Annotated in this window: 24 protein-coding genes; 9 read left to right on the forward strand and 15 right to left on the reverse strand. The window is 71.2% G+C overall.

What is annotated here, in order from left to right; translation table 11 throughout:
• Positions 1–161: 161 nt before the first annotated feature.
• From G361_RS0116955 to G361_RS43885, 5 genes are all read left to right on the forward strand, one after another.
• Positions 162–788, forward strand: a complete 627-nt coding sequence (locus G361_RS0116955) for an N-acetyltransferase (protein ID WP_019928291.1) — start codon at positions 162–164, stop codon at positions 786–788.
• Positions 785–2,389: an NAD(P)/FAD-dependent oxidoreductase gene (locus G361_RS0116960; protein WP_019928292.1), complete on the forward strand. Its 1,605-nt coding sequence runs from the start codon at positions 785–787 to the stop codon at positions 2,387–2,389. Before G361_RS0116955 ends, G361_RS0116960 begins: the two co-directional genes overlap by 4 nt.
• A gap of 605 nt (positions 2,390–2,994) precedes the next feature.
• The gene (locus G361_RS50985) at positions 2,995–4,035 is read left to right on the forward strand and encodes a carotenoid biosynthesis protein (protein WP_231386894.1); all 1,041 of its coding nucleotides are present in this window, start codon (positions 2,995–2,997) and stop codon (positions 4,033–4,035) included.
• A gap of 189 nt (positions 4,036–4,224) precedes the next feature.
• Positions 4,225–4,860: an LppM family (lipo)protein gene (locus G361_RS0116975; RefSeq protein ID WP_155981695.1), complete on the forward strand. Its 636-nt coding sequence runs from the start codon at positions 4,225–4,227 to the stop codon at positions 4,858–4,860.
• Complete coding sequence (locus tag G361_RS43885) at positions 4,857–6,050, forward strand: glycosyltransferase family 2 protein (protein ID WP_019928296.1); 1,194 nt, start codon at positions 4,857–4,859, stop codon at positions 6,048–6,050. The genes G361_RS0116975 and G361_RS43885 overlap by 4 nt, the downstream gene beginning before the upstream one ends.
• Positions 6,051–6,367: 317 nt before the next feature.
• Here the strand turns inward: G361_RS43885 and G361_RS0116985 are convergent, their stop codons facing one another.
• The 4 genes from G361_RS0116985 to G361_RS0117000 form a co-directional block, all read right to left on the reverse strand.
• Positions 6,368–7,303 carry a phytoene/squalene synthase family protein gene (locus G361_RS0116985; protein WP_019928297.1) on the reverse strand — a complete coding sequence of 312 codons (936 nt, stop codon included), beginning with the start codon at positions 7,301–7,303 and terminating at the stop codon, positions 6,368–6,370.
• On the reverse strand, positions 7,300–8,862 hold the full coding sequence (locus tag G361_RS43890) for an alpha-(1->6)-mannopyranosyltransferase A (RefSeq protein WP_019928298.1): 1,563 nt from the start codon (positions 8,860–8,862) through the stop codon (positions 7,300–7,302). The genes G361_RS0116985 and G361_RS43890 overlap by 4 nt, the downstream gene beginning before the upstream one ends.
• Positions 8,863–9,028: 166 nt before the next feature.
• Entirely contained in the window at positions 9,029–10,807 is a 1,779-nt protein-coding gene (crtI, locus tag G361_RS0116995; protein WP_019928299.1) for a phytoene desaturase family protein, read from the reverse strand.
• 16 nt (positions 10,808–10,823) lie between these two features.
• A complete protein-coding gene (locus G361_RS0117000) occupies positions 10,824–11,963 on the reverse strand; it encodes a polyprenyl synthetase family protein (protein ID WP_026343135.1) in 1,140 nt (379 codons plus the stop codon).
• A gap of 283 nt (positions 11,964–12,246) precedes the next feature.
• On the opposite strand from G361_RS0117000, the gene G361_RS0117005 reads away from it, so the two are divergent.
• Both G361_RS0117005 and G361_RS0117010 read left to right on the forward strand, forming a co-directional pair.
• Complete coding sequence (locus G361_RS0117005) at positions 12,247–13,167, forward strand: methylenetetrahydrofolate reductase (RefSeq protein ID WP_231387028.1); 921 nt, start codon at positions 12,247–12,249, stop codon at positions 13,165–13,167.
• A gap of 84 nt (positions 13,168–13,251) precedes the next feature.
• The gene (locus G361_RS0117010) at positions 13,252–14,169 is read left to right on the forward strand and encodes a hypothetical protein (RefSeq protein ID WP_019928302.1); all 918 of its coding nucleotides are present in this window, start codon (positions 13,252–13,254) and stop codon (positions 14,167–14,169) included.
• A 29-nt stretch (positions 14,170–14,198) separates the two neighbouring features.
• On the opposite strand, the gene G361_RS0117015 is transcribed toward G361_RS0117010, so the two are convergent.
• Positions 14,199–14,567, reverse strand: coding sequence for an Rv2175c family DNA-binding protein (locus G361_RS0117015; protein ID WP_026343138.1), 369 nt, complete (start codon positions 14,565–14,567; stop codon positions 14,199–14,201).
• Between the two features lie 137 nt (positions 14,568–14,704).
• On the opposite strand from G361_RS0117015, the gene pknB reads away from it, so the two are divergent.
• The gene (gene pknB, locus G361_RS0117020) at positions 14,705–16,666 is read left to right on the forward strand and encodes a Stk1 family PASTA domain-containing Ser/Thr kinase (RefSeq protein WP_019928304.1); all 1,962 of its coding nucleotides are present in this window, start codon (positions 14,705–14,707) and stop codon (positions 16,664–16,666) included.
• Positions 16,667–16,670: 4 nt separating this feature from the next.
• Here pknB and G361_RS0117025 read toward each other — a convergent pair whose 3' ends face one another.
• The gene (locus G361_RS0117025; RefSeq protein ID WP_019928305.1) at positions 16,671–16,970 is read right to left on the reverse strand and encodes a hypothetical protein; all 300 of its coding nucleotides are present in this window, start codon (positions 16,968–16,970) and stop codon (positions 16,671–16,673) included.
• An 18-nt stretch (positions 16,971–16,988) separates the two neighbouring features.
• On the reverse strand, positions 16,989–18,374 hold the full coding sequence (locus tag G361_RS0117030; protein WP_019928306.1) for a class II 3-deoxy-7-phosphoheptulonate synthase: 1,386 nt from the start codon (positions 18,372–18,374) through the stop codon (positions 16,989–16,991).
• Between the two features lie 143 nt (positions 18,375–18,517).
• On the opposite strand from G361_RS0117030, the gene G361_RS0117035 reads away from it, so the two are divergent.
• Positions 18,518–19,018, forward strand: coding sequence for a polyadenylate-specific 3'-exoribonuclease AS (locus G361_RS0117035; protein ID WP_026343139.1), 501 nt, complete (start codon positions 18,518–18,520; stop codon positions 19,016–19,018).
• Positions 19,019–19,036: 18 nt separating this feature from the next.
• On the opposite strand, the gene G361_RS0117040 is transcribed toward G361_RS0117035, so the two are convergent.
• From G361_RS0117040 to G361_RS0117075, 8 genes are all read right to left on the reverse strand, one after another.
• Complete coding sequence (locus tag G361_RS0117040; RefSeq protein ID WP_019928308.1) at positions 19,037–19,762, reverse strand: 1-acyl-sn-glycerol-3-phosphate acyltransferase; 726 nt, start codon at positions 19,760–19,762, stop codon at positions 19,037–19,039.
• 159 nt (positions 19,763–19,921) lie between these two features.
• On the reverse strand, positions 19,922–20,980 hold the full coding sequence (locus G361_RS0117045) for an ROK family glucokinase (protein WP_019928309.1): 1,059 nt from the start codon (positions 20,978–20,980) through the stop codon (positions 19,922–19,924).
• Positions 20,977–21,345: a hypothetical protein gene (locus tag G361_RS0117050; RefSeq protein ID WP_019928310.1), complete on the reverse strand. Its 369-nt coding sequence runs from the start codon at positions 21,343–21,345 to the stop codon at positions 20,977–20,979. Before G361_RS0117050 ends, G361_RS0117045 begins: the two co-directional genes overlap by 4 nt.
• Positions 21,338–22,696: a TRC40/GET3/ArsA family transport-energizing ATPase gene (locus G361_RS0117055; protein WP_369797916.1), complete on the reverse strand. Its 1,359-nt coding sequence runs from the start codon at positions 22,694–22,696 to the stop codon at positions 21,338–21,340. Before G361_RS0117055 ends, G361_RS0117050 begins: the two co-directional genes overlap by 8 nt.
• Positions 22,693–23,130, reverse strand: a complete 438-nt coding sequence (locus G361_RS0117060) for an SRPBCC family protein (protein WP_019928312.1) — start codon at positions 23,128–23,130, stop codon at positions 22,693–22,695. Before G361_RS0117060 ends, G361_RS0117055 begins: the two co-directional genes overlap by 4 nt.
• Before the next feature lie 59 nt (positions 23,131–23,189).
• Positions 23,190–23,594 carry a hypothetical protein gene (locus G361_RS0117065; RefSeq protein ID WP_019928313.1) on the reverse strand — a complete coding sequence of 135 codons (405 nt, stop codon included), beginning with the start codon at positions 23,592–23,594 and terminating at the stop codon, positions 23,190–23,192.
• Between the two features lie 10 nt (positions 23,595–23,604).
• Positions 23,605–24,768 (reverse strand): glycosyltransferase family 4 protein, encoded by a 1,164-nt coding sequence (locus tag G361_RS0117070; protein ID WP_019928314.1) that lies wholly within the window; start codon positions 24,766–24,768, stop codon positions 23,605–23,607.
• Between the two features lie 86 nt (positions 24,769–24,854).
• A complete protein-coding gene (locus G361_RS0117075) occupies positions 24,855–25,853 on the reverse strand; it encodes a hypothetical protein (RefSeq protein ID WP_019928315.1) in 999 nt (332 codons plus the stop codon).
• Positions 25,854–25,882: the final 29 nt, after the last annotated feature.

Below are 25,882 nucleotides of genomic sequence, written 5' to 3' on the forward strand. Positions count from 1 at the left end.
CGCGGACCCCGGATGACACGTCACCATGCCTGCGGATCAAACCGACCGCGCGGGCACAGAGCGGACATCCAAGGGACCGAACAGGCATTCGAATGTTCGACAGGTGTGAATATAGAGACGACCACCGACAAACTCGGATCACGAGAGCCGCGCCGACCCACATGACCGCCGCCAGACCCCGCTCCACCCCAGCCCCCGTCGTCGTCGACCTGTCCGTCACGGCGTTGCGTGCCCGGCTGCACGACGCGCTGTCGATCTACGTCGCGGCCATGGACTATCCGCGCGGTACCGAATACCACCGCGCCCCCATGTGGACCGAGCACACCACCCGGCCCGGCTGGCAGGCCGTCGGCGCGGTGATCCCGGACGACAGCGGCACCGTCGACCTGCGCACTTCGCCACTGATCGCGATCGCGTACGGCTACCACGGCGCGCCGCACCAGTGGTGGCATCAGCAGGTGCACAACGGGATGCGCCGCAGCGGCTGGCCCGAATACGCCATCCGCGAACTGCTCTCGGACTACTTCGAACTCACCGAACTCCACGTGCACCCGGCCGCACAGGGTCTCGGCATCGGGGAGAATCTGCTGATGCGGCTGCTGCACGACCGTCCCGAGCGGGCCGCGCTGCTGTCCACCCCCGAGGTCGACCAGGAGGACAACCGGGCCTGGCGGCTGTATCGCCGGCAGGGATTCACCGATGTGGTGCGGCATTTCGTCTTCGCGGGCGACACCCGCCGGTTCGCGGTGCTGGGCCGCCGGCTGCCGCTGGAAGACCCCCCGCAGTGACGATCGTCGTCGTCGGCTCCGGGCACAACGCCCTGGTGGCGGCGTGTTATCTGGCGCGGGCCGGGCAGCTGGTGGAGGTACTCGAGCGCGACGAGGTGCTCGGTGGCGCGGTGTCGACGGTGGCGCGGTTTCCCGGGCATCTGGTCGATCGCGGATCCTCGGCGCACATCATGATCCGGCACACCGGGATCGTCGAGGAGCTCGGGCTGGAACGGCACGGCCTGCGCTATCTGGACTGCGACCCCTGGGGTTTCGCGCCCGCGCCGCCGGGCTCGGATCTGCCGCCGATCGTCTTCCATCGCGACTCGGACCGCACCTGCGCGTCGATCGAGGCCGCGTGCGGGGCCCGCGACGCCGACGCCTACCGGCGTTTCGTCCGGGTGTGGGGTCCGCGCGCGGAACGGATCATGCGCGCATTCGCCGGCGCACCCGGGCCGGGACGGTTCCTCCGGGCGTTCTGGGGGCTGGACATGAACGGGACCGGCGGCGGCCGGCCGAGCGCGGCCGCCGGCAGCGCGCTGTCCCGCGATTTCCTGCAACCCGGGGACGCGCTGCTGGATCAGCTGTTCACGGACGAGCGGCTGAAGGCCGCGCTGGCCTGGTTCGGGGCGCAGTCCGGGCCGCCGATGTCCGAACCCGGGACCGCGTCGATGGTCGGCTTCGCCGCCGCCATGCATACGCTGCCGCCGGGCCGCGCGATCGGCGGCAGTGGCGCGCTGACCACCGCGCTGGTGTCGCGGTTGCGCGCCGACGGTGGCACGGTCACCGCCGGGGACGCGGTCACCGAACTGCGGCGGTCGGGTGACGGCTGGCGGGTGCGGACCGCCGGGGGGCGCGAGCTGGCCGCCGGCACGGTGATCGCGGGCACCCATATCCTGACCACCCTGGATCTGTTGGAGCGCGGCGGTTTCGATCCCGGCGTGCTCGACGACTGGCGGCGGCGTATCCGCGTCGGTCCGGGCATCGGCATGGTGGTCCGCGCGGCCACCAGCGCCCTGCCGCACTACCCCGGCGCCACCACCGCGGAGTCCGCGCACGGGCTGCAACTGCTCGCGACCGACCGGCAGCAGCTGCGCCTGGCCCACGGCGCCGCGCTGGCGGGCTGTCTGCCGCCGCGTCCGGTGGTGCTGGCGATGAGCTTCAGCGCGCTCGATCCGTCGATCGCGCCACCGGGACAGCATCAGATGTCGTTGTGGTCGCAGTGGCACCCCTACCGTCTCGCCGACGGCAGTACCTGGGCCGATCATGCCGAGCGCGAGGCCGATCGGATCATCGCCGAGGTCGACGCGGCCGCACCGGGTTTCGCCGATACCGTGCTGGACCGCTACGTGCAGTCGCCCGCGGACCTGGAACGGGAGCTGGGCCTGCACGGCGGGAACGTCATGCATCTGGAGATGTCGCTGGACCAGATGTTCTTCTGGCGGCCGCTGCCCGAACTCGCCGGTCAGCGCGTGCCCGGCGCACCCGGCCTCTACCTGACCGGCGCCTCCACCCACCCGGGCGGCGGCGTCTCCGGCGCCAGCGGCCGCACCGCCGCCGGGTTGGTGCTCCGCGACCGCACCCGCCGCACCCTGCTCCCCCGGCTGATCCGCCGCCGATGAATCCGCCGCCGGCCCAGGCTGAATCGGCTCGTGGTGACGGCCCGATGCCATCCGATTCGTGCCGTATTGCCGTCACGGCTTTCTTTTCGTTCGGGCATCCGGTACCGGTCGCCGATCCTGCCGACACCTCGCGCGACCCGGGCCGGTCGTATCGAGTCGTGGACAGCGTGCGGCCGGCTCGGTTCGCGGCGTCGGCTGACATCACGACACCGCAGATTCGGGCCACCCGGCGAACGAACCGCATCTGCTCACCGATACTGATCGCCACAATCGATCGAGGTGGCGCGATCGGCCGACGCTGCTGGTCCGCTCGACCGGGCTGCTTCCCGGAACCGGCGCTCGGCACCGTCCGGCCGGGCGGCTTACCTCCCGTCGCCGGACGCTTCGCACCCGGCGAGAAGTCCGGTGCGACGGAACACAAGTCCGCTGGTATCGATCGGTTCCGGGCACGCCGGGCGCTCAGGTCCGAATGGTCGATCGGTTCGGGCGGCGCTCTGGTCCGAACAGTCGACTCGGCGCGAGCGGACTAGTCGATGCAGACAACCGAACCAGCACGAACGGCCGATCAGATGCGTACCACGGAACCAGCACGAACGCCTGAACCGATGGCAGCCGCCGACATGGCTCGAACGGCCGAGGCCACCAGGGTGATCGCATCCGCGCGGCCGGTCGAGGTGCTCGGGAAAGGTGGCAGGGGGCGGTGGGGTGATCTGGTGCGGTGGGGGCCTGCCGGGCTGGTGGGCGTCTGGGTCCTGGCGCAGATCGCTTATCCGTTGACCGCGGGGGCCGGGCGGGATGCGGTGACCGTGGTAGTGGTGTTGCTGGCGGCGGGGATTGCGGGGTGGCATGCCTGGGTGAGCGGTGGGGTGTGGCGGGTCGCGGGGTTGCTGGTGGTCGTGGCGGGGGTCGGGCTGGTGGCCGAGATCGTCGGTACCGCTTGGGGATTTCCGTTCGGGTGTTACAGGTATGCGGCCGCGCGGCTGGGGCCGGAGGTCGCGGGGGTGCCGTTGGTGGTGCCGTTGGCGTGGGTCGGCGGGTGGTATCCGGTGCGGGTGGTGGCGGGGCGGTTGTCCCGGCGGGCGGGGGTGCGGGTCGTGCTGACGGCGGTGGGGGCCGTGGGGTGGGATCTGTTCCTGGATCCGCAGATGGTCGCCGACGGGCAGTGGGTGTGGTGTTCCGCGTGGCGAGGATTGCCGGGGCTGGCGGGGATTCCGTTCACCAACTTCCTGGGCTGGTTCGGGGTGGCACTGGTGATGGCTGGGTTGTGGGAGGTGGTGGATCGGCGGGGGGCGCGGGAGGGCGGCGTGGATGGGCCGCGGTGGGCAAGCGCGGATGAGCGGTCGGCAGCGAGGACGGATGAGCGACTGGTCGGCGGTGGGGATGGGCGGCCGTGGACGGGCACGGATGAACGGTTGACAGCGGCTGCGGATGAGCGGCTCGGGGCCGGTGTGGGTGGATGGCCGGGGGCCGGGGTGGATCTGCTCGCTGCGGTGCCGGTGGGGATGTTTCTGTGGACGTGGCTCGGATCGGCGCTGGCGCATGCGGTTTTTCTGCACCTGCCGTGGTCGGCGGCCTATGGATTCGCCGGGATGGGGGTGCTCGGGGTGCCGTTGGTGTGGTCGCTCGCGGGTTTCCGGCGAACGTGACCAACCGGTCGTGCCGAACGTGATCATGCTGCGTCCCGCTGTATGCGGCTCGGACCGGCCGATCGTGGCACGATAAGACCCGTGCAGCCGAGTCCGACTCATTTTCAGCCCGAACCAGCCCGGCACGAACGGGGCATTACGCCGGGGGCGCGACGCCGCCGGATCTGGCCGGTGCTGCTGCTGGTGGCGATGCTGACGCCGCTACTGGCCGGATGCCTTCGCGTGCAGGTTTCGATGGGCGTGTCGTCCAACGATCGGGTGTCGGGGCGGATCGTCGCCGCGGTGGTGCCCACCGGGCCGGCCGACAAGGGGCCGCAGCTGAAGGTGCCGGACACCCTCACCAGCAAGGTGCGGGTCGAACCGTATTCGCAGGACGGCTATTCCGGCAGTCAGGTCTACTTCGACGATCTGACCTTCGGTGAGGTGCAGCAACTGGGCGGCCTGTCGGATCAGGCGCAGGGCATGTTCACCCTCTCGTTCGTCCGCTCGGGCGACAACGTCTCGCTGACCGGCCGGGTCGATCTGAAGGCGGTGCCGGAGCAGGGTTCCGACATCCAGTTCAAGGTCGCGTTCCCGGCCCGGGTGGCGACCACCAACGGCACCCGCGAGGGTGATTCGGTCGTGTCCTGGAAGCTGCCCGCCGGTGATGTGAGCACGCTGCGCGCGGAGGCCTCGTACGCCGATCCGAACACCCGGTCGTTCGCCGCGTGGGCGGGCATCGTCGGCGGCATCACGCTCGCCGCCGCCGCGCTCGCGGCCGTGCTGGCCTATGTCAGCCGCAATCCCGACCCGCAGCGCCCGGCCCGGCGGCGGCAGCACGTGTGAAGATCCTCGTCGCCGCCGGGACCGGCATCGCGGCCGCGGGTTGTGTGCTCGCGGCGGTGAACCGGCTGACCGTGCGCCGGCTCGGCCCCCGGACGCCGGCCGTGATCGAACCGGTCACGGTGTGCATCCCGGCCCGCGACGAGGCCCGCCGGCTGCCGGACCTGATCGCCGATCTCCAGGCGCAGCGCGGGATCTCGCGGTTGCAGGTGCTGATCCTCGACGACGACTCCGCCGACGACACCAACGCCGCCGCGCTCGAGGCCATCGGCGACGACACCCGGTTCACCCTCCTGGACAGCGCGGCCGGACCCGGGCCGGGCTGGACCGGCAAGACCGCCGCCTGCACTCGCCTGGCCGAATTCGCCTACGCCACCGACGATCCCGAGGAGGGACCGACCGGGGTGCTGATCTTCCTCGACGCCGACGTCCGGCTGGAGCCCACCGCGCTGGCGGCGGCGGTCGGTGAATTACGTTCCGGCGCAGTCGCTCTGGTCGCACCGTGGCCGTTCCAGCGCACCGGATCGATGGCGGAGGCGCTGGTGCAGCCGCTGCTGTGCTGGTCCTGGGCCGGCACCCTGCCGATCGCGCTGGCCAACCGCAGCCGGCGCCCGTCGACGGTCGTCTCCTGCGGGCAGTTCCTCACCCTCGACGCCGCCGCGTACCGCGCGGTCGGCGGGCATGCCGCGGTCGCCGGCGCCGTCACCGAGGACCTGGCCCTGGCCCGCCTGCTGCGCCGGGCCGGGCACCGCACCGCCCTGGTCGTCGCGGGCCGGCTGGCGAGCACTCGGATGTATTCCGGCGCAACGGAACTCGAGAACGGCTACACCCGCTGGCTGTGGTCGGCGTACGGCTCCCCCACCGGCAGCGTCGCCGTCGGCGCCATGACGACGCTCGCCTATGTCGTCCCGCCCCTGGCCGCACTGCTCGGCCGCGGCGACACCCGCCGCCTCGGCCTGCTCGGGTACGCGAGCGCGGTCGGCAGCCGCCTGCTGGCCCGCTCCCTCGAATCCGGCAGCGCCCCGAGCCTTTCCGACACCGGCGCCGCCCTGGCCCACCCCTTCTCGATCGCCGCCTACCTCACCCTCTCGGCCCGCTCGCACCGCCGCCACCGCGCCGGCACCCTGCAATGGAAGGGCCGCCCCCTCGCCCGGCCCATCGGCGATACGGCGAAAAGCGCACAGCCGCGGTAGTTCGCGCGGCAGCACCGGGTCCACCACATGCGGTGCAGTCCGTGATGCGAAAGCGTACTGACACAACACTTCCGAAATGCAATGCGGCCGAGGTTCATCGGCTCATCCGTGAGCGATCCAGCGCGCAGATCGGTACTGAAGCGCAACCGCGTGAAGTTCACGCTGATCAGGTCCCGAAGTAGCACCGAGGCATCGGACGGGGTCAGCGGGCCGAGCGTAGGACCGCGGTCGCGAATTGGGTTGCGTCGGTCCCGAAGTGCAATCGGGTGGGACTCCGCGCCGATCAGGCCCCGAGGATGTACCCGGCGGCGGATGGGTCAGCGGGTCGGGTGTAGGGCGGCGGTGGCGAATTGGGTTGCGGCGACGCGGTATCGGCGGTGGCGGGGGACGGTGGCACGGTGTCGGAAGACCGCGTAGCCGGATTGTTCTATTCGGTCGAGAATTTCGGCGTACAGGACGGCGGCGGTGCGGATGGCGGGGCGGACCCGGGGGTGCAGGAGGTCGATGCCGGGGGTGGCGAAGCGGTAGAGGGCTCGGTTGGTGGCTATCAGGTGGGTCAGGGCGCGGCGGACGCGGAGGTCGGTGTGGCCGGTGCGGCGGCAGTGGGTGAGTACGTCGGGGTCCACGCCGAAGACGGCCAGTTCGTCGAGGGGGAGGTAGATGCGGTCGCGGTCGAGGTCCTCGGCGATGTCGCGGAGGAAGTTGGTCAGCTGGAACGCCTCGCCCAGGGCGGCGGCGGCCGGTTCCGCCTCGGCGGCGGGGACGACCGTGCCCAGGATCGGGAGCAGTTGCAGGCCGATGGCGGCCGCGGATCCGGCCATGTATTCGCGTAGTTCGGTCATGGTCGCGTAGCGGTTGCGGAATCGGGTCGTGCCGGGCACGTCCATCCGCATCGAGTCCAGGAAGGTGCGGAGGTGGGCCGGGGAGATGCCGAAGCGGGTGACGGTGTCGGCGGTGGCGGACAGGATCGGGTCGTCCGGGTCGGGGTGCGGGGCCTCGCGCAGCCGGATGCGGAGGCGGGTTTCGATATCGTCCAGGCGGGCGGCGGCGTCGGGGGCGCCGTGGTCGACGATGTCGTCGACGGTCCGGGCGAAGGCGTAGAGCGCGTGTACCGCGACGCGGCGGTCCGGGGACAGCAGGCGGGCGGCCAGGAAGTAGGTGCGGCCGTGGACGGCGGCGACGGCCCGGCAATACCGGTAGGCGGCGGCCAGGGTCTCCCGGTCGGTGAGGGACCCTGCCGGGCCGGAGTTCACGGCCGGGGTTTACCCGTGTCGGCGCGCAACCGCAGGGGGTCCACCGTCCGCAGGGAGAAGGCCGCGATCACGGCGACGAAGGTGGCGGCCGCGACGTGCCAGAAGTTGTACAGGCCGATCGATCCGCCCGGCTGGAAGACCAGCATCAGCCAGGTGCACAGGCCGACCAGCAGCATGAGGGTGGGGGCCGACAGGGTGAAGCCGGCGGCCAGCGCCAGCGGCCACGAGTAGTACCAGGGCAGCGCGGCCGGGGAGAGGATCACGATGCCGACGAAGGCGATCAGGATGCCGAGCACGGCCTCCCGCTCGGAGTTCTTGAACCGCCACCAGGCCCACGCCAGGATCGCCACCAGGCCGAGCATGCACAACAGGCGCGTGTAGACGAGCACGTCACCGAGACGCAGGGGGGTCACCCACGTGACCATGTGCGCCAGGATGGTCGGCAGCGAGAGCCAGTTGATGATCTTCTTCGAGCCGGACAGCGCGCTGAGCCAGCCGAGGCCTACCCCGGCGGCCGCGGAGGAGGCGACGAACACCGCCGCGAACACCGACAGGCCCAGCCCGCCGATCTTCGCGAAGGTCCACAGCGGATGCGGTAGCGGGCCCTTGTTCTCGGCCGCGCGTCTCTCTCGTTCGTGGATCATCCAGATCCACACCAGGAAGGGCAGCGCGACCCCCGCGGTGGCCTTGATGGCGACGCCGACCGCCACCACCACGATCCCGCCCGCGTGGTGATGTTCGAGCACCAGCGCGATACCCGCGGCCATCAGGCCGACCATGAGCATCTCGTTGTGGGCGCCGCCGATCAGGTGGATCAGCACCAGCGGATTGAGCACCGCGAGCCACAGCGCCACCGTCGGCTTGCCGCCGAGGTGTTTGGTGAGGTGCGGGACCGCCCACATCATCAGCGCCAGGCCGGGCAGCATCACCAGCCGCATCGCGATCGTCCCGGCCACCACGTTCGAGCCGGTGACCATGGTGATGAGCCGCCCGAGCAGCAGGAAGATCGGACCGTAGGGGGCGGTGGTGGTGGTCCAGACCGGGCTCACATTGTCCAGCAGCACACCGGGATTCACCACCGGGCCGACCTTGTACGGGTCGAAACCGTCGCGCAGCAGCGCGCCCTGGGCGAGATACGAGTAGACGTCCTGGCTGAACATCGGGACCGAGAACAGCAGCGGGAAGATCCAGATGGCGACGATCCAGCGCAGCTCGGTGAGGCTCACGGTGCTCTCGTAGCCGGCGTATCCGAGCGTGATACGGCCGAGCCGCACCCAGGCCAGGATCATCGCCAGTACGCCCAGCCAGACCACGATGGTCGCGAGCGCGTAGCCGTGCCCGAATCGCAACCAGGACAGGTGCGCCTCTTCGAGCAGGGGGTCGCGGCGGCGGACGGCGCCCGCGCCGAGCCCGCCGGCGGTCATCATCAGGGAGCCCCAGAAGCCGAGCAGCGCGGCATGTCCCTCGGGGCTGCGGAAGAAGTCGGCGGCGGTACGCATCCGCCGGCGGGGAGTGTCGGGCAGCACGACCGACTCCAGGCCGGTGACCTGGGCGGTCATCGGTCGGGGCCTGGTGGCGATATCCGGTTCAGGGGTCGGCATAGTTCGTCGTTCCCCCCGGAAAGTCGGTGCGGTCGGGAAACCGCGGCTGATAGGTCGCCGCTAGTTTAGTGGTACGTCGGCAGCACTGGCGCGCCGGTTCGCCCGGATCTCGCCCGGGCATCGGTCACAGTTCACCCGCGACCCGCTCAGCGGCCAGTTTTCCGGAGAGCAGGGTGGTGGGCACCCCGACCCCGGGGGTGGTTCCGCAACCGGCCAGCACCACGTTCGTGGCCGTCCGCGGCAGATTGCGGGTGCGGAACGGACCGGTCTGCCGGAACAGGTGCGCGGCCGAGAACGGCGTGCCCGCGAGCATTCCCTTCGCCTGCCAGGCGGCCGGGGTATCGAGGTGGTCGACAGTGAAATATGTGGCGATACCGTGATATCCGCGATCTTCCAGCAATGTCAGCAGCCCGGTCAGGTAGGCCGGTCCGGTGCGATCCCAGTCCAGCGGGGCGGCGTCGAGGTTGGGGCAGGGGGCCAGCAGCGACAGCGGTTCGTGACGGCCGGTCGGGCGGTCCACGAACATCGCGGGATCGGTGAGCGCGGGGCGGGTCAGCAGCAGCGAGGGATCGCTCATCGTCCGGCCCCGGCCGGGCCGGGCGGCGATCTCGGCGAACGTGCGGTCCCAGGCGCGGCCGAAGTCGATGGTGTGATGGGCTTGTACCGGCCAGCGCGCCGCCACCTCGGCGGGGACCGTGCCGTGCGCGACCACCGCGGAGGGGGCGGCGCGTAATCGCCTGGGCGGCAGGCCGAATCGCGCCAGGCTGCCGAGGTCGGCGGTGAGTATCACGGCGTCGCAGTCGAATCGGCGGCCGTCGGCGGTCCGTACCCGCTCGGCGCGGCCGTCGGCGTAGTCGATGCCGGTGACCTCGGTGCCGAGTTCCAGGTGCCCGCCGGCCGCAGTGAAGGCGGCGGCCAGTGCGGCCGGCACCGCGCGCATGCCGCCCTCGGGGAAGTAGACGCCGAGCGAGGTGTCCATGTGCGGGATCGCGCCGTAGACGCCGAGCGCCTGCGCGGGGGCGGCCCCGGCGTAGAGGGCCTGGAAGGTGAACAGGCGGGCCAGTCGCTCGTCGCCGAGGATGCGGCCGACCCGGGGGCCCAGCCGGCCGAAGCCGCCGAGCCGGGCCAGCCGCAGCAGCGCCGCACGCTTGGCCGGGATCCGGACCAGATCCAGCGGCGAATCGAAGTTGGTGTCCATGAACTCGGCGTAGGCGGCGTCGTAGACGGCCGCCAGCCAGGCCCGCAGCCGCCGGTAGCGTTCCGCCTCGGCGGGTCCGCAGGTGCGCGCGACCTCGGCGGCCATCGCCTCCGGGTCGGAGTACACGTCGATGACGGAATCGTCGGCGAACCGGGCCCGGTAGGCCGGGGCGAGTGACCGGATCCGCAATCCCAGTGCTTCCGGCCGCGCGCCGACCGCACCCAGCGCGTCGCCGATCAGTTCCGGGACGGTGAGAATCGTTGCGCCGGAATCGATCTCGTAGTCGGGACCGCGGTACACACCGACCCGGCCACCGGGATGGTCGGCGCGCTCCAGCAGCGTCACGGCCCGCCCGGCCCCGGTCAGGTACAACGCCGCCGACAAACCCGCCAGCCCGGCACCGATCACCACGATCCGATCGGTCGGCCCACCTATGGTTCGGGCCCGCCGGGACCGCGCACTGAGCGGCAGGGCCGCCCTGCCGATCCGGCCGCCACCCACGCCCACTTCGCTGCCCTCCACACCGACTCGGCCTTCGCTGGCAACTGCCCGGTCACCGCCTGCACCGGTCCGGCCGTCGCCCGCACCGAGGCCATCCGTGCCGACCCGGCTGTCGCACACGCCGATCCATGGCCCATCCACACCGGCCCGGCCGTCACCTGTATCCGCCCCGGTATCGTCCGTGGCGGTCCGGCGGCTGGTCATGTGGTCCGGCGACCCGTCATGCGACGCGGGAGGTGGCTGCTACTGCCATGGCGCGTAGTTGCTTCTTGGCGGTGGGGGTGGTGGCGCTGCGGTCGAGGGCGGCGAGGCCGCGGTCGGTGAGGGTGGTGATGCGTTGTTCGACGGCGTCGACCGCGCCGAGGCGGGCGATGAGGGTGCGCAGGCGGGTGACCTCGTCGGAGTTCAGGTCGGTGCCCAGGCTGCGGCGGAGCAGGTCGGCGGCGGCCGGGTCGCTGCGGTCGGCGCGTTGGAGGGCCTCGGCGATCAGGACCGTGCGTTTGCCCTCGCGCAGGTCGTCGCCGGAGGGCTTGCCGGTGACCGCCGGATCGCCGAAGACGCCGAGCAGGTCGTCGCGGAGCTGGAACGCGATACCGATGTCGGTGCCGAATTCGCGGTAGTCGGCGATCAGCGCGGGATCGGCGTCGGCGAGCGCGGCGCCGAGGTGCAGCGGGCGTTCGATGGTGTAGGCGGCGGTCTTGTAGCGGTTGATCCGCAGCGCCGCCTCGACGGATTCGTCGGCGCCGGCCTCGCCGTGGATGTCGAGCAGTTGGCCGCCGAGCACCTCGGTGCGCATCGCCGCCCAGACCCGGCCGAAGCGGGCGAAGGCAACCGGTTCCAGGCCGGCGGCGGCGATCATGTCGTCGGCCCAGGCCAGCGCCAGATCACCGACCAGGATGCCCACGCTGACGCCGAAATGTGCTGCGTCGCCGCCCCATTCGCGATCACGGTGGCGCTGTTCGAAATCCACGTGCACGGTCGGGAAACCGCGGCGGGTGCGGGAGGAGTCGATGATGTCGTCGTGGATCAGCGCGCACGCCTGCACCAGTTCCAGGGCGGCGCAGGCGGTCAGGACCGCCGGGGCCGCGGGACCGTCCGGATCGCCGCCGGCGCCGAGCCAGCCGGTCCACGCAAACGCCGGGCGGGTCCGTTTGCCGCCGCGCAGGACGAAATCCTGCAACGCCTCGGCCGCCGCGACCACGACCGGGCCCATCTCGGCGACGGCGGCCCGGCGGCCGGCGAAGAATTCGATCAGCGCGCGCTCGACGGCCGCGACCACGGCCGCCCGGTCGGTCGGCGCCGGACGGGGCGGGGCGCTCGGTCCAGCGGACAACGGAACCTCCCAGGGTGTCCTCGACATGCCGGGCGTGATTGCCGCTACGGCAGGTGGTTCGGGGCGCGGGGGCGTCCCGACCGGAACTCTACCGAGTCGCATCCGCGCATTCCGGGCGCGCTCCCCCACGGCGTCGGTCCAGGTCGGACGGGGACCTGCCGCGGCGACATCAGGGCGGTTGGCGGGCCGAACCGGACACCTCTCCCACTACACTGGACCGGTGAGTGTCGACAACGTACGGGCGCGCGGCCGGATCAGCCCCTCGGTCACCGGCCGGCATTCCCGGACATCGGTCACCGCCACCCGCTCGGTGGTGGGTCAACTGGGCCCGCGGCCGGACGGAACCATTCCGTTCTCGGTCGAATTCAATCCGCCGCGGGATGCCGCCGGTGAGGACCGGTTGTGGCGCGCCGCGCGTGAATTCGAGTGCATGCACCCGGCATTCGCCTCGGTGACCTACGGCGCCGGCGGCTCGACCCGCGACCGGACGGTCCGGCTGACCGGACGGCTCGCCCAGGAGACCACGCTGCTGACCGTGGCGCATCTCACCGCTGTGGCGCACAGCATCGCGGAGTTGCGCTCGATCGTCGGCGCCTACGCCGATGCCGGAATTCACAATCTACTGGTCCTGCGCGGCGATCCGCCCGGTGATCCGCTCGGCGAGTGGCATCGGCATCCCGAGGGGGTCGAGTACGCCGAGGAGCTGGTGCGGCTGGTGCGCGGCCTCGGCAATTTCCATGTGGGCGTGGCGTCGTTCCCGCGCGGCCATCACCGCTCGCCCGATCTGGATTACGACACTCGGTACCTCATCGCGAAACTCCGTGCGGGCGCGGAATATTCGATCACCCAGATGTTCTTCGAGGCGGACGACTATCTGCGGCTGCGCGATCGGGTCACCGCCGCCGATCCGGTCGAGGGCGCCAAGCCGATCATCCCGGAGCTGATGCCGATCACCTCGCTGCGCACCGTCCAGCGCGCGGAGGAGTTGTCCGGCCGGCCGCTGCCCGCGGCGTTGCGGCAACGGCTCGAACGAGCGGCGGGTAATGATCCCGACGCGAATCGGGCCGCGGTGCGCGAGGTCGGCATCGAGATCGCCACCGAGCTCGGGCAGCGGCTGATCGCCGAGGGCGCGCCCTGCCTGCACTTCATCACGCTCAATTTCGCCAAGGCGACCGGTGAGGTGCTGGCCAACCTCGGCTACACCGTGCGACCGGCCGCCGTCGGGGCCTGATCCGGCGTTTCACCCGGGCAATTAGCTGGACATTAGCTACGGTTCGGCTCGACCCGTTCGAGTGCCGAATCCGAGGAGTCCCGGATGACCCTGCCGTCCCGTGTCACCCGTCGCTCCCCCGATGGCCGCCGTATTCGCGCGGCCGCGCCGATCGTCGCCGCGGCGGCGATCCTGGCCACCGTCGCCGGTACCGCCACCTCCGCCGCGGGCCAGGATGTGGCGATCCCGTCCGGTGCTGTTGCCTCGAGTACGGACGTCGCTCAGCCCGCCGGTCGCACGCCGGGCACCGCGCCGACCACCGCCGGACCGGGTGCGGGTCTCCTGGGCGCAGATGTCTCGGGACACGGCGGCACGCCGACCGCCGCCGGTAGCGCGGCTCCGGCCGGCACCACCCTGACCGGCACGGCCCCGACCGGCACCGCGCCGACCACCGCCGGGCAGATCGCCGATCCCTCCTCCACCGCGGGCGGAGCCGATGCCCTCGAGGCGCTCGGAGTGAAACCGTTCCTCTACCCCTCGGCGGCCCCGTTCTGCAACGACGGCAGCACGCTCGGGCTGGTGCCGGCCTATGCCGGGGCGGTGCCGGGGCCGTGGCCGCGGACCGGCGTCACGCTGCCGGGTCTCGACCTGGCGGCGGTGAAGTCCGGGCAGACCATGTTCGCGTTCGTGCCGTACGGCGTGGACCAGGACGGCACCGACACCTCGGGGATGCGGGTGATCTGGTGGAACGCCGACACCCACCGCGCCGGCTCGGCCACGATGGGCACGCTGACGGATGTGCTGGGCACGATGATCCCGCCGCAGGTGCCACCGGCGCTGCGGCCGCTGGCCGAACAGGTGGTGCAGGGCGTGTTCGGGTATGCCCTGCCTGTCGGCGGCATCCGCGCGGTGCCGGTCGAGACCGGATCCGGCACGGTACTCGCCGCGGTCTTCGGATCGGTCCGCAACGGGAACCGCACCTGCTGGTTCCTGCCCACCGTGGGCATCACCGAAGTGCCCTGACGTCAAGGCATCTGACGTCCGGCGCTCGGTCAGAAGGGTGCCGCGGCGGCCCGGCGCAGCACCTCGCGCGCCAGCGGGCCGTGGATCGCATCGATCGGACGGCCCGGCAGGGAATCGTCCTCGGTGTAGATCCATTCGAGGATTTCCCGATCGGTGTATTTGGCATCGCGCATCACGGTGATCAGCCCCGTGAGGTGCTTGGCGACCGCGCCGGTGGAATCGAAGAAATCCTTCGGAATCCCGGCGACGCCGTCCCGCCGCACCGCGAGAAGCTGATGATCGCGCAACATCTGATGCACTCGGGTCACCACGAGACCCAGTTGATCGGCCACATCCGGCAGCGGGAGCAGGGCCGCCGACTCCGGAAGGACGTCATCGCTGCATGGAAATGCACTCACGTCCACAACGTTAACTCGTGTCCGAAGTCACGTCCTGAGAGCCCCTGGCGGATTACACCATTACCATCGGGTGAGCCGTCGTCCCGGCGGCTGTCGCTCGAGAGCGAGACCGCTGTTGAAAGTCGAGGGCACCGGAGTTGATCGGCCAACTGCTGGACGAGCGTTATCGCATCGACGCGCCGATCGCACGCGGGGGTATGTCGATGGTGTTCCGGGGAGTGGACACCCGATTGGACCGGCCGGTCGCGATCAAGGTGATGGACCCGAAATTCGCCGGGGATCCCCAGTTCCTGACCCGGTTCGAATTCGAGGCCCGCGCGGTCGCGAAATTGAAGCATCCCGCCCTGGTGGCCGTGTACGACCAGGGCGTCGACGGTGAACACCCGTTCCTGATCATGGAATTGGTGGAGGGCGGCACGCTGCGCGAACTGCTGCGCGAGCGCGGCCCGATGCCGCCGCACGCGGTGCGCGCGGTCGCCGAACCGGTGCTGCAGGCCATCGGCGTCGCACACCACGCCGGGCTGGTCCATCGCGACATCAAACCGGAGAACGTGCTCGTCTCCGACGCCGGCGATGTGAAGATCGCCGATTTCGGCCTGGTCCGGGCCGTGGCGGCCTCGAATATGACCTCCGCGAGCGTCATTCTGGGCACCGCCGCGTATCTGGCGCCGGAACAAGTCACCTCCGGGCAGTCCGATGCCCGCAGCGACGTGTACTCCTTCGGCATCCTGATCTTCGAACTGCTGACCGGCCGCACCCCGTTCACCGGCGACACCTCGCTGTCGATCGCGTACCAGCGGGTGGAGCGGGACGTGCCGCGGCCCAGCGAATTCATCGCGGGGGTCCCGCCGGAATTCGACGAGCTGGTCGCGCGCGCCACCGACCGGGAGCCCGCGCACCGCTTCGCCGACGCCACCGAGATGGCCGCCGAGCTGCGCCGGATCGCCACCGCACTGCGCCTGCCCGACTACCGGGTGCCCGCACCCCGCGAATCCGCCGAACACCAGTCCGCCCGCTACCGCATCCAGCCCGCGGTCCAGCCGGTCTACACCGACGCCACCACCCGGATGCCACCCGCCGAATCCCGCAACACCCGGGTGCTGACCGCCGCGCAACCGCAGGCCCGGACCGCCTACGCCCCGGACGATCGCTACCCGAGCGGCCCCGGCCCCGGATACGGCGCCCCGCCCCCGCACCACGCGTATGTGGCCGAACGGGAGCGGTCCCGGCGCCGGGTGCTGATCTGGTCGTCGGTGGTCGTGGTGCTGGCGCTGGTGCTCGGCGGTGGCGGCTGGTGGCTCGGCGTGGAACGGTACGCGGCGGTGCCGCCGATCGCCGGTCTGAACGCCGATCGCGCCACCGTCACGCTGCAGAACGCCGGTTTCGCGACCACGGTCCGCAACAAGGCCTCCGACGTCATCCCGGTCGGCGGTGTGGTCGGGACCGATCCGCCGGCCGGTACCCGGATCGTCAAGGGCTCCACGGTGGCGGTGCTGGTGTCCAGCGGCCAGCCGAAGGTGCCGGACTTCCAGGTCGGCCAGGACACCAAATCGGTGAACCAGGCCATCCGCGACGCCGGCCTGGTCCCGGTGGACGGCGGCGAGCGGCCGAGCACTGCCGCGAAGGGCACGGTCATGCAGCTCGATCCGGCGCCCGGCACCATCCTGCCCAGCGGTGCGACGGTGAACGTCTACCGCAGCAAGGGCTCCCAGCAGGTGAAGGTGCCGGATCTGCGCGGTAAGACGCAGGAGGAGGCCACCGGCGCGCTGACCGCCGCCGGGCTGAGCGTGCGCGGCATCCAGTCGCAGTTCGACCGCGGCTTCGACGCGGGCGATGTGGTGGGCACCGATCCGGACAACGGCACGAGCCTGCTGTCCGGCGATTCGGTGACCCTGTTCGTGTCGAACGCGGTCAAGGTGCCCGACGTCGGCGGCCGCAACGTGGCCGCCGCGCGCGCCCTGCTGGAGGCCGCGGGCCTGCAGGTGAACGTGAGCCAGATCTTCAGCAACGATCGCGGTACGGTGCGCATCCAGTCACCGGGGGCCGGGGCGCGGGTCGAGCCGGGCAGTACGGTCTCGCTGACCGTACTGCCGTTCTGACCGATCAGGCGACGGCGAGCAGCGGGGCGCCGGTCTCGGGATCGTTGATCGCCACCACCGCGTTGGTGGTGAAGAACTCGACGGCCACGCCCTCGATGCTCGGGCTGATATTCGTCGCGACCTGCGCGGTCGCCCCCTTCGGGTCGTAACCCCAGGAGATGTTGAAGGTCAGCAGGCGGCTGCCGTCGCGCAGGACGACCTCCGACGGGACACCGTCGCGGTCGCGGTCGCGCAGCAGCCGCAGAATCGTTCGGTCGGCCTCCTCCACCCATCGGGTGAAATCGCCGCGGAAGAGCACGAACAATGCCGGACTACCGGTCCCTCATCGCAGCATCTCGGCCACGAGGAATGCCAGTTCCAGCGACTGCTGCGTATTCAGGCGGGGGTCGCACGCGGTCTCGTAGCGATCCTCCAGGTCCAGATCGGAGATGTCCTGCGCGCCGCCGAGGCATTCGGTGACGTTCTCGCCGGTCAGCTCGATGTGCAGGCCGCCCGGGTGGGTCCCCAGCGCGCGGTGCACCTCGAAGAAGCCCTGCACCTCGTCGACGATGCGGTCGAAGTGCCGGGTCTTGTACCCGGTGGAGGATTCGTGGGTGTTGCCGTGCATCGGATCGCACTGCCAGATGACCTGGTGGCCGGTGGCCTGCACCTTCTCGATGATCGGGGGCAGCACGTCGCGGACCTTGCCGTTGCCCATCCGGGCGACCAGCGTGAGCCGGCCCGGCTCGTTGTTCGGATCGAGCCGCTCGACGTATTCGACGGCCAGCTCGGGGCTGGTGGTCGGGCCGATCTTCAGGCCGATGGGGTTGGACAGCAGTTCCGCGAACGCGATGTGCGCGCCGTCGAGCTGCCGGGTGCGCTCACCGATCCAGAGGAAGTGCGCCGACAGGTCGTACAGCACCGGATCGCCGGTGGCGTTGTCGGACAGGCGCAGCATGGCCCGCTCGTAGTCGAGGACCAGCGCCTCGTGGCTGGCGTAGATCTTCGCCGCCTGCAGGCTCGGATCCTGCACGCGGCAGGCGGTCATGAACCGGAGGCCGCGGTCGATCTCCTCGGCCATCTGCTCGTACCGGGCGCCGGCCGGGGACTGCGCGACGAAGTCCCGGTTCCAGTCGTGCACGGCGTGCAGATCGGCCATGCCGGCGCCGGTGAGGGCACGGACCAGATTCATCGCGGCGCTGGCGTTGGCGTAGGCGCGCACCAGCCGGGACGGATCGTGCTCGCGCAGCGTCGCGTCGGCGACCAGCGCGTTGATCATGTCGCCGCGGTAGGACTTGAGGCCGAACGCGTCGATGTCCGCGGACCGGGGTTTGGCGTACTGGCCGGCGATGCGCGCCACCTTCACCACCGGCAGGCTGGCGCCGTAGGTGAGCACCACGGCCATCTGCAACAGCGTGCGGATGTTGCCGCGGATGTGGGGCTCGGTGTTGTCGGCGAAGGTCTCGGCGCAGTCGCCGCCCTGGAGGAGGAAGGCCTCACCGCGCGCGACCTCGGCGAGCTGCAGCCGCAGCTCCTCCACCTCGGCGGGCACGCAGATCGGTGGCACGCTCTCCAGTACGGTGCGCATCTTCCCGGCCGTCTCCGGGTCCCATGACGGTTGCTGCAGGGCGGGGCGCGACAGGGCATCGTCCAAGCGCCGGCGCAGCTCGGTGGGCAGCGGGGGCAACTCCGGCAGGCGGTCGATGGGTACGTCGACAGTCCAGTTCACCAGTCAAGAATAGATACCTCCGGGAATGGAACGGTAACCCGGAGGTAGGGGGTGATGAACGATCATGATCCGCCGAGGTCGTAACCTCGAGGCGATCGCCGGATCGGACGGATCCGGCGGCGCGGACGGCGAGGAGCGGACCGATCGCACTCAGATATTTCTACGATTGCGAATTCGTCGAGGACGGGATCACCATCGACCTGATCTCGATCGGCGTGGTCTGCGAGGACGGACGCGAATATTACGCGGTGTCAACGGAATTCGATCCCGAACGGGCGGGCCCGTGGGTACGCCGCAACGTCCTCCCGAAATTGCCCTCCCCGCATTCACCGTTGTGGCGCAGCCGGGAACGGATCCGCGAGGACCTCTACCGCTTCCTGATCCCCCGCCCCGGTGTCAACCCGGAACTGTGGGCCTGGGTGAGTGCTTATGATCACGTCGCCCTGTGCCAGCTGTGGGGCTCGATGGTCGACCTGCCGACGAGTCTCCCGCGCTACACGAACGAACTGCGCCAGCACTGGGAATACCACGGCCGCCCCCCGCTGCCGCCGGTCCCCCCGGACGCCCACGACGCGCTCGCGGACGCCCGCCACAACTTCGCCAAATTCGAGGCCATCGAGGCCCACCGGCGCGCGCGCTCCTGAGGAGCGCGGCGGGAGAACCTAACCCGCGAGCGCTTCCGGGACGCGGGCGGGCTGGGAGGTGCTGCCGGAGGGCACATTCTTCTTCAGGCTGGCGGCGTAGACGTCGACGTACTCCTGACCGGACATCCGCATCAGCTCGTACATGATCTCGTCGGTGATCGCGCGCTCGACGAATCGGTTGCCGCCCATGCCCTCGTAGCGGGAGAAGTCGATCGGCTTACCGAAGCGGACGGTGACCTGGCGGCGGCGGAACTTGAACGGTCCGGGCGGGCAGACCTCGTCGGTGCCGGTGAGTGCGACCGGGATCACCGGGACGCCGACCTCCAGCGCCAGCCGGGCCACGCCGGTCTTGCCCTTGTACAGCCGGCCGTCGGGGGAACGGGTGCCCTCCGGGTACAGGCCGACGACGCGGCCCTCCTCCAGCAACTTGCGAGCAGTGTTGAGCGCGTCCTCCGCGGCGTCGGCGCCGCTGCGGTCGATCGGGTACTGGCCGGTGCCGGAGAAGAAGAACTTCTGCAGGCGGCCCTTCAGCCCCGGAGTGGTGAAGTATTCGGCCTTCGCCAGATAGGTGATGCGGCGCGGGCTCATCAACGGAGTGAACAACCAGTCGGTGAACGACAGATGGTTCCCGGCGAGGATGACTGCGCCGTTGGCAGGAATGTTCTCCACACCCTCGGCTCGGGGCCGATTGTAGAAATGTAGAAAAGGTCCGACCAACACGAACTTCAGCAGCCAGTAGAACATCGCGTCCTTTCCCGGAGGATCAATCTCGCCATCCGTGGGGAGCATCGTCGGCCGCCCGCGGTCCCCGCCATATGCTGCCGACTCTACCGCCGGGGCGCAGCCGTGACCAAGCCCGCAACGGGGAATTCACAACGGTGAACCGCCGCGGTTTCGAGACGTTCAGCGGTGTGCCGGAGCTTTGCCGTCGCCGGCCGAATCCCGGTCCATCACAGCCGGGCCCGTGGCGGTACCGTCGCGGCCGTCGCCGGGAGCCAGTGCGGTGCGGGCGAGTTCGGCGGCGCCGATCATCCCGGCCGCCTCGCCGAGCTGGGTGGTCCGGATGCGGGCCAGCGGCCGGTGCCGGGCGCCGGTGATGGCGGTCGCATAGTGTTCGCGCGCGGCGTCGAGATACAGCGCCGCCGAGGAACTCACACCCCCGGCGATCACGATCAGGTCCGGATCGAACAGATCGCTGACCGCGGCCAGGCCCAGTCCCAGCCAGCGCGCGAATTCGGCCAGCACCTGCAGCGCCACCGGATCCCCGTCCTGCGCGGCCCCGGCCACCCGCCGCCCGGTCAGCGAGCCCGGATCCCGGGTCACCTCGCGGGCGAGGATGGTGGACCGCATCGGATCGGTGGCCAGCGCCTCGATCGCGGTGTCCACCAGCGCGGTTCCGCTGCAATACCGTTCCCAGCAGCCGCGTTTGCCGCACGGGCAGGCCCGGCCGTGCGGAACCACCTGCAGATGGCCCAGTTCCGGCGCCACACCGTAACTGCCGCGATACAGTTCGCCCCCGACCAGCAGCGCCGCGCCGATTCCGGTGCCGATCGCGACCAGCACCCCGTTGCGTGCGCCGGCCGCCGCGCCGAACCGGTATTCGGCCCACATCGCCGCGTTCGCATCGTGTTCCAGGATCACCGGCAGGCCGAGGCGCTCCGACAGCCGCCGGGCCACCGGCGTGTTCTCCCACGGCAGGTGCGGGGCGAACCGCACCGAGGTCCGGGTCTCGTCGACGAAGCCCGCGACCGCCAGCCCGACCGCCCCGATGGCGTGCCGCGCCCGCAGTTCCCGCACCGCGCGCGCCAGCCCGTCCTCCAGCGCCCGTTCCGAATGCGGGGTCGGGGCCTGCACGGTGTCGCGCACCTCACCGGCGCCGTCGATCACCGCGGCCCGGATGTTGGTACCGCCGACATCGATGCCGACGGTCAGCGGCCGTTCCCGCCCGAGCTGTGTGGTCATGACTTGATCTGGACCGGAATCGGCTGGTAGCGAGCGGGTGCGGGCCGATCCGCGGTCTGCTCGGGTTCGTCCGGCAGCACCGGATCGACCGGTACCCCGGCCAGGGCCTCGCGCAGCACGGTGATCAGGGCGGTGCCGTGTTGCGCGATGGTGGCGATCGCCTCGTGGTGTTCGCCGCGCACCAGCGCCGCCGTCGCGCACACCGGGCACCAGCCGCAGCCGTCCCATTCGGGGCGGTCCTCCTCGGTGGCGCGGCGCAGGATCGGTTCCACCCGTTCCAGGACGGCCTCCGCGAGCAGCCGCAATTCCTCGGTGAATTCGGCCAGGTGGTCCGCGGGCGAATGCCCGGCGCCGGCGTCATTCATCGGGCCACACTCCGGGATCCGGACGGAAGCGCACGATCAGCTGATCACCGTCGAGTTCGGCGGTGTCGACGAGGCATCGCCGCAACACCGGCGCCAGGCGCAACCGGCGCCGGACCCCGTCCGCTCCCACGATCAAATCGTCCTCCACTCGTCCCAGCCGCAACGTCGCCGGATCGGCGACGGGCACCTGCATCCGCAGTGTGAACACCGAACCCAGGCCCGCGCCGGATTCGAGCCCGACATACGGCTCCCCGGCATGGATATCGGTGCGCCGGGCGCCGATACCGGATGCGGCGTCGGCCCCGCCGGCCCGCCCGGTGCCGCTATCGTCGTGCCGCTCGGTGCCGACGCCGCCACGCCGCTCGGTGTCCACGTTGTGGCCCAGCATAGGAGCCCGGCCGTCGCCGGTCCCGCCGGACGCCGCCGGAACCAGCACGGCCAATTGCTCGAGCCCGATCGGTTCGGCGCCGCCGTATTCGATGGTCGACACCGGGATACCCGGAAAACGCGCGCGCAGCCCCTCGATCGCGGCGAGTTGTGCCGCACGTTGCCGGTCGTACCAGTGGGCCGCCGGATGCGCGTCGGCGGGGACCGGCGGTTGCGGCGGCAGCACCTTGTTCACCACCACCCGATCCAGCCGCAGGCCCAGCAGCGCCGCACCCGATCGCACCCGGGCGGTCTCCGCGAGCGCGACCCGCTCGGCGGCGGTGACCAGCACCGCGGCGGTCCGGTCGCGATCGGCGAACAGGTCACGGGCGGCGGCCACCTCGGCCGCGATCCGGTCCACGGCCAGCGCCACCAGCGCCCGGCGCAGATCGCCGCCGCTGAGGCCGGGCATCCGCGCCGCGGTGGGCCACACCCGGTCGAGATAGCCGAGCAGGGTCGCGGGCGTGGAGAGGATGCGCAGCAGATCGGCGGTCGGCGGGCAGTCGAGCACGATCGCGTCCCAGTCGCCGGTGTTCGCGAGCCGGGCGATCTCGAGCAGCAGCAACAACTCCTGTACTCCCGGCAACCCGGTCAGTTCGGCCGGATCCAGGGCGGTGAGGTCGACGCCGTGCTCGTGGCCGACGCCGGACAGCAGCGGAACCGCCGCCGCGAACCGGTCCTCGACCAGTGCCAGCGAATCGATCTCGAGCACGTCCAGTCCCGGCGCGACCGGCGTCGGCGCCGGATCGCGCGGGATCGGCCGACCGAGCGCGTCGCCGAGCGAATGCGCCTGGTCCAGGGAGGCCAGCAGCACCCGCCGGCCGTCGGCGGCCCGGGTGATCGCGGTGGCGCACGCCAGCGTGGTCTTGCCGACCCCGCCCTTGCCGATGAAGAGTTCCAGAGGAGTTGCCGGAGCGTCCGTCAGCCTTCGACCCGTTTCTTGAGTTCCTTGAGCGCCGTATCGGTGATGACCTTCTCGGCTTTCCGTTTGAACATGCCGATCATCGGGATGGTGAGGTCGACGGTCAACTCGTAGACGACCTGGGTGGCGCCGTCGGGCTGGTCGATCAGCTCGTAGCTGCCGTCCTGGGCCTTCTGCAGCTCACCGGTGACCAGATGCCAGCTCACGGCCTTGCCGTCGGCCCGCCAGGTGTAGGACAGCACGTAGGTGTCCTTGACGACCCCCGCGTCCAGCACGAAACGCGCGGTACCGGCGCGGCCGTCGCCGGCCTTGTCGAGGATCTCCACCGAACGCGCCGCCGATACCCACTCCGGATACGACTCGAGGTCGGCGATGACGGCCATCACCCGATCCGACGGGGCGTCGATGATGATCGACCTCTGGGTGCGGTCGGCCATGACAGACAGCGCTTCCTTATCGGTAGTAGGGACTGAAATACGTTGTGCGGGAACGGAACTCAGGATACGGCGGCAACGGCCCGAGGCGGCGCGCCGGGGGCGACGCCCGCGGGACGGCCGGCCTCCAGCCGGGACTTGATCTCGAACGCCATCTTCCGGCCCGCCACCCGGCGGGCCCGGTTGGCGGCCGGCAACGCCCGCGGCGACAGCGGTTGCTGCGGCTCGGCGTGCAGGAAGTAGTGCAACACCACACCGTCCAGGCAGGCCTCCAGCCACACCTCCATGGTGCCGGTCAGCGGCCCGCTCACGGTCCAGCGAATTCCCTTGTCGGCGCGGTCTTCCCGGACCTCCAATGCCAGATCCGGCCACCAGCCGCGCCAGCGTCCGCGGTCGGCGAGCAGCCCGGCCACCGCGACGCCCGGCGCCGCGACGAAGGTCTGGTCGGCGATCTGGATACTGCTCATGCCGGTGAGCCTAGCTCGAGAACCCCACCGAACCGGACGGCACGGTGCGGTCGAGCAGATCTCGCAGCCGGTTCCCGAGCACGTCCCACCGCCACTGCTCCGCCACCCAGGCGCGACCCGCCGCACCCATGGCCGCCGCGGCGTCGCGATCGGACAGGATGTCGACGAGCGCGTCCACGATCTGCCGCTGCGAACGGCCGTCGACCACACAGCCGGTCCGCCCCTCGAGGACGGTTTCCGGCGCGCCCCCGGACCTTCCGGCGACCACCGGGACGCCGGTGGCCGACGCCTCCAGGTACACGATGCCGAGCCCCTCCACGTCCAGGCCCGCGCCGCGGGTGCGGCTGGGCATCGCGAACACGTCCGCGATGGTGTGGTGCGCGGCCAGTTCCGCGGCCGGCACCCGGCCGGTGAACACGACGTCGCCGGCCAGACCGGTGGCGGCGACCAGGCCGCGCAGCCGGTCCTCGTACGGGCCGCCGCCCGCGATCACCAGCACCGCGCCGTCGATCCGCTCCCGGATCTGCTGCATCGCCACGATCAGCGCGTCCTGGCCCTTGCGCGGCACCAGCCGGGACAGGCACAGGATGGTCGGCCGGTCGCCGAGGCCGTACCGGGCCCGGAGTTCCTGCCGCGCCGCCGGATCCGGCCGGAACACCGTGCTGTCGACCCCCGGCGGCAGATATTCCAGCGCCGCCTGCGGCCCGAACGCGGCGGCGAACCGGCGCCGGGTGTACTTGCTGACGTAGGTGACGGTGTCGGTGGTCTCGCCGATCACCCGCAGCGCCTGCCGCGCGGCGGGCAGCATCGACCAGCCCACCTCGTGACCGTGCGTACTGGCCAGGATGTGCCTGGCCCCGGCGCGGCGCAGCAGCGGCGACATCAGCGCCAGCGGCGCGGCGGCGCCGAACCACACCGTGTCGCAGCGCTCGTCGCGCAGCAGCTTCGCCGCCCGGCGCAGCACCGGCGGCGTCGGCAGCATCAGCGTGGTGGGGTGGCGGACCACCTGGAACGGCTGCTGCGCGTCGAACCGCAGATGGCTGTCGCCCCGCCAGCGCGGCGCGTACACCACGAGCTGATCCGGCGGCAACTGCATCGCGAGGGTGTGCACATACGATTGGATGCCGCCGGGCCGCGGCGGAAAATCGTTGGTCACCAACAGGGTGCGCGCCATCCCGCGAGTCTATTGCCCTGCCCGAATCGCCGTTTCCCACCCCCCGCCACCGCGAACCGCTTGCGCCGCAACGGGGATCGCGGCGTTCAGGCCGCGGTGTGCGCGGCGAGCCAGTCCCGCCAGCCGGTGACGAATTCGTCGTGGCCGATGCCGAGCGTGTCGCGGAAGGCGGCGTCGAGTGCGGCGGGATCCTTCGGGCCGGTGGCCGCGTGCCGGTACAGGTCCACCAGTTTCGCCTCGCCGAATCGCGCGGCGGCGAAGGCGTTCGCCGACCAGGCGGTCTCGTAGGCCAGGGCCGCGTCGGCGCCGGGGGCGAAATCCGCGTCCGGCGGGAGGTCGGCCGGTAGCGCGCCGGCGCGGATGCGTGCGGTCAGGGTCGGGGCCTGCTGGGCGAGGGAACGCTGTTCGCCGCGATGTCCGGAGTACTCCGCGAAACCCTCCAGCACCCACTGCGGCGAACCGTCGGCGGTCCGCGCGCGGGCGGCCACGTGGGTCAGCTCGTGCCGCAGGGTTTCCCGCAGCCCGTCGGGCCCGAGCCGGCGCGCGGCGTCGGGGGCGAACACCACCCGCTGGCCGGTCGGCCGGGTGCCGGGCAGGAACGGATCGGCGACCGACGCGGCGGCCACCTCCGGCGACACCGTTCCGGTCGCATGCGTGAGGGCCGCGAATTCCGCGGTGCTGGAAGCCACCACCACGACCGCGGCCCGGGACCAGTCCGGACCCCACAGTTCGGTCACGGCGGTGACCGCGGGCCCGGCCTCCTTGGCCAGCAGGTCCACGTCACCGCGCTGGCGGGCATGTCCGAAGACCATCGAGACCCGGCCGTCCTCGGCCGCCTCCTGCTGGGCCACCACCGGGCCGAAACCGGACATGAGCCTGCGCACCTCCGGCAGTTGCGGATCGGCGGGCAGGTCCTCGGCCCGCGCCACCGCGGGCGCCGGGCGGACCGCGGGGAGCGCCGATTTCGGGAGCAGGATCAGCGCGCCGCCGACGGCGGTCAACGCCACCATCATCGCGACGGTGACCACGAACTCGAATCGCTGCCGAGCCGCCAGCCACCCCCGGAACCGCCGCAGTGCGCTCATCCTCACCTCTGAGTCCGATGGCCCCCGCT

Source organism: Nocardia sp. BMG111209 (genome assembly GCF_000381925.1).
Taxonomy (GTDB): domain Bacteria; phylum Actinomycetota; class Actinomycetes; order Mycobacteriales; family Mycobacteriaceae; genus Nocardia.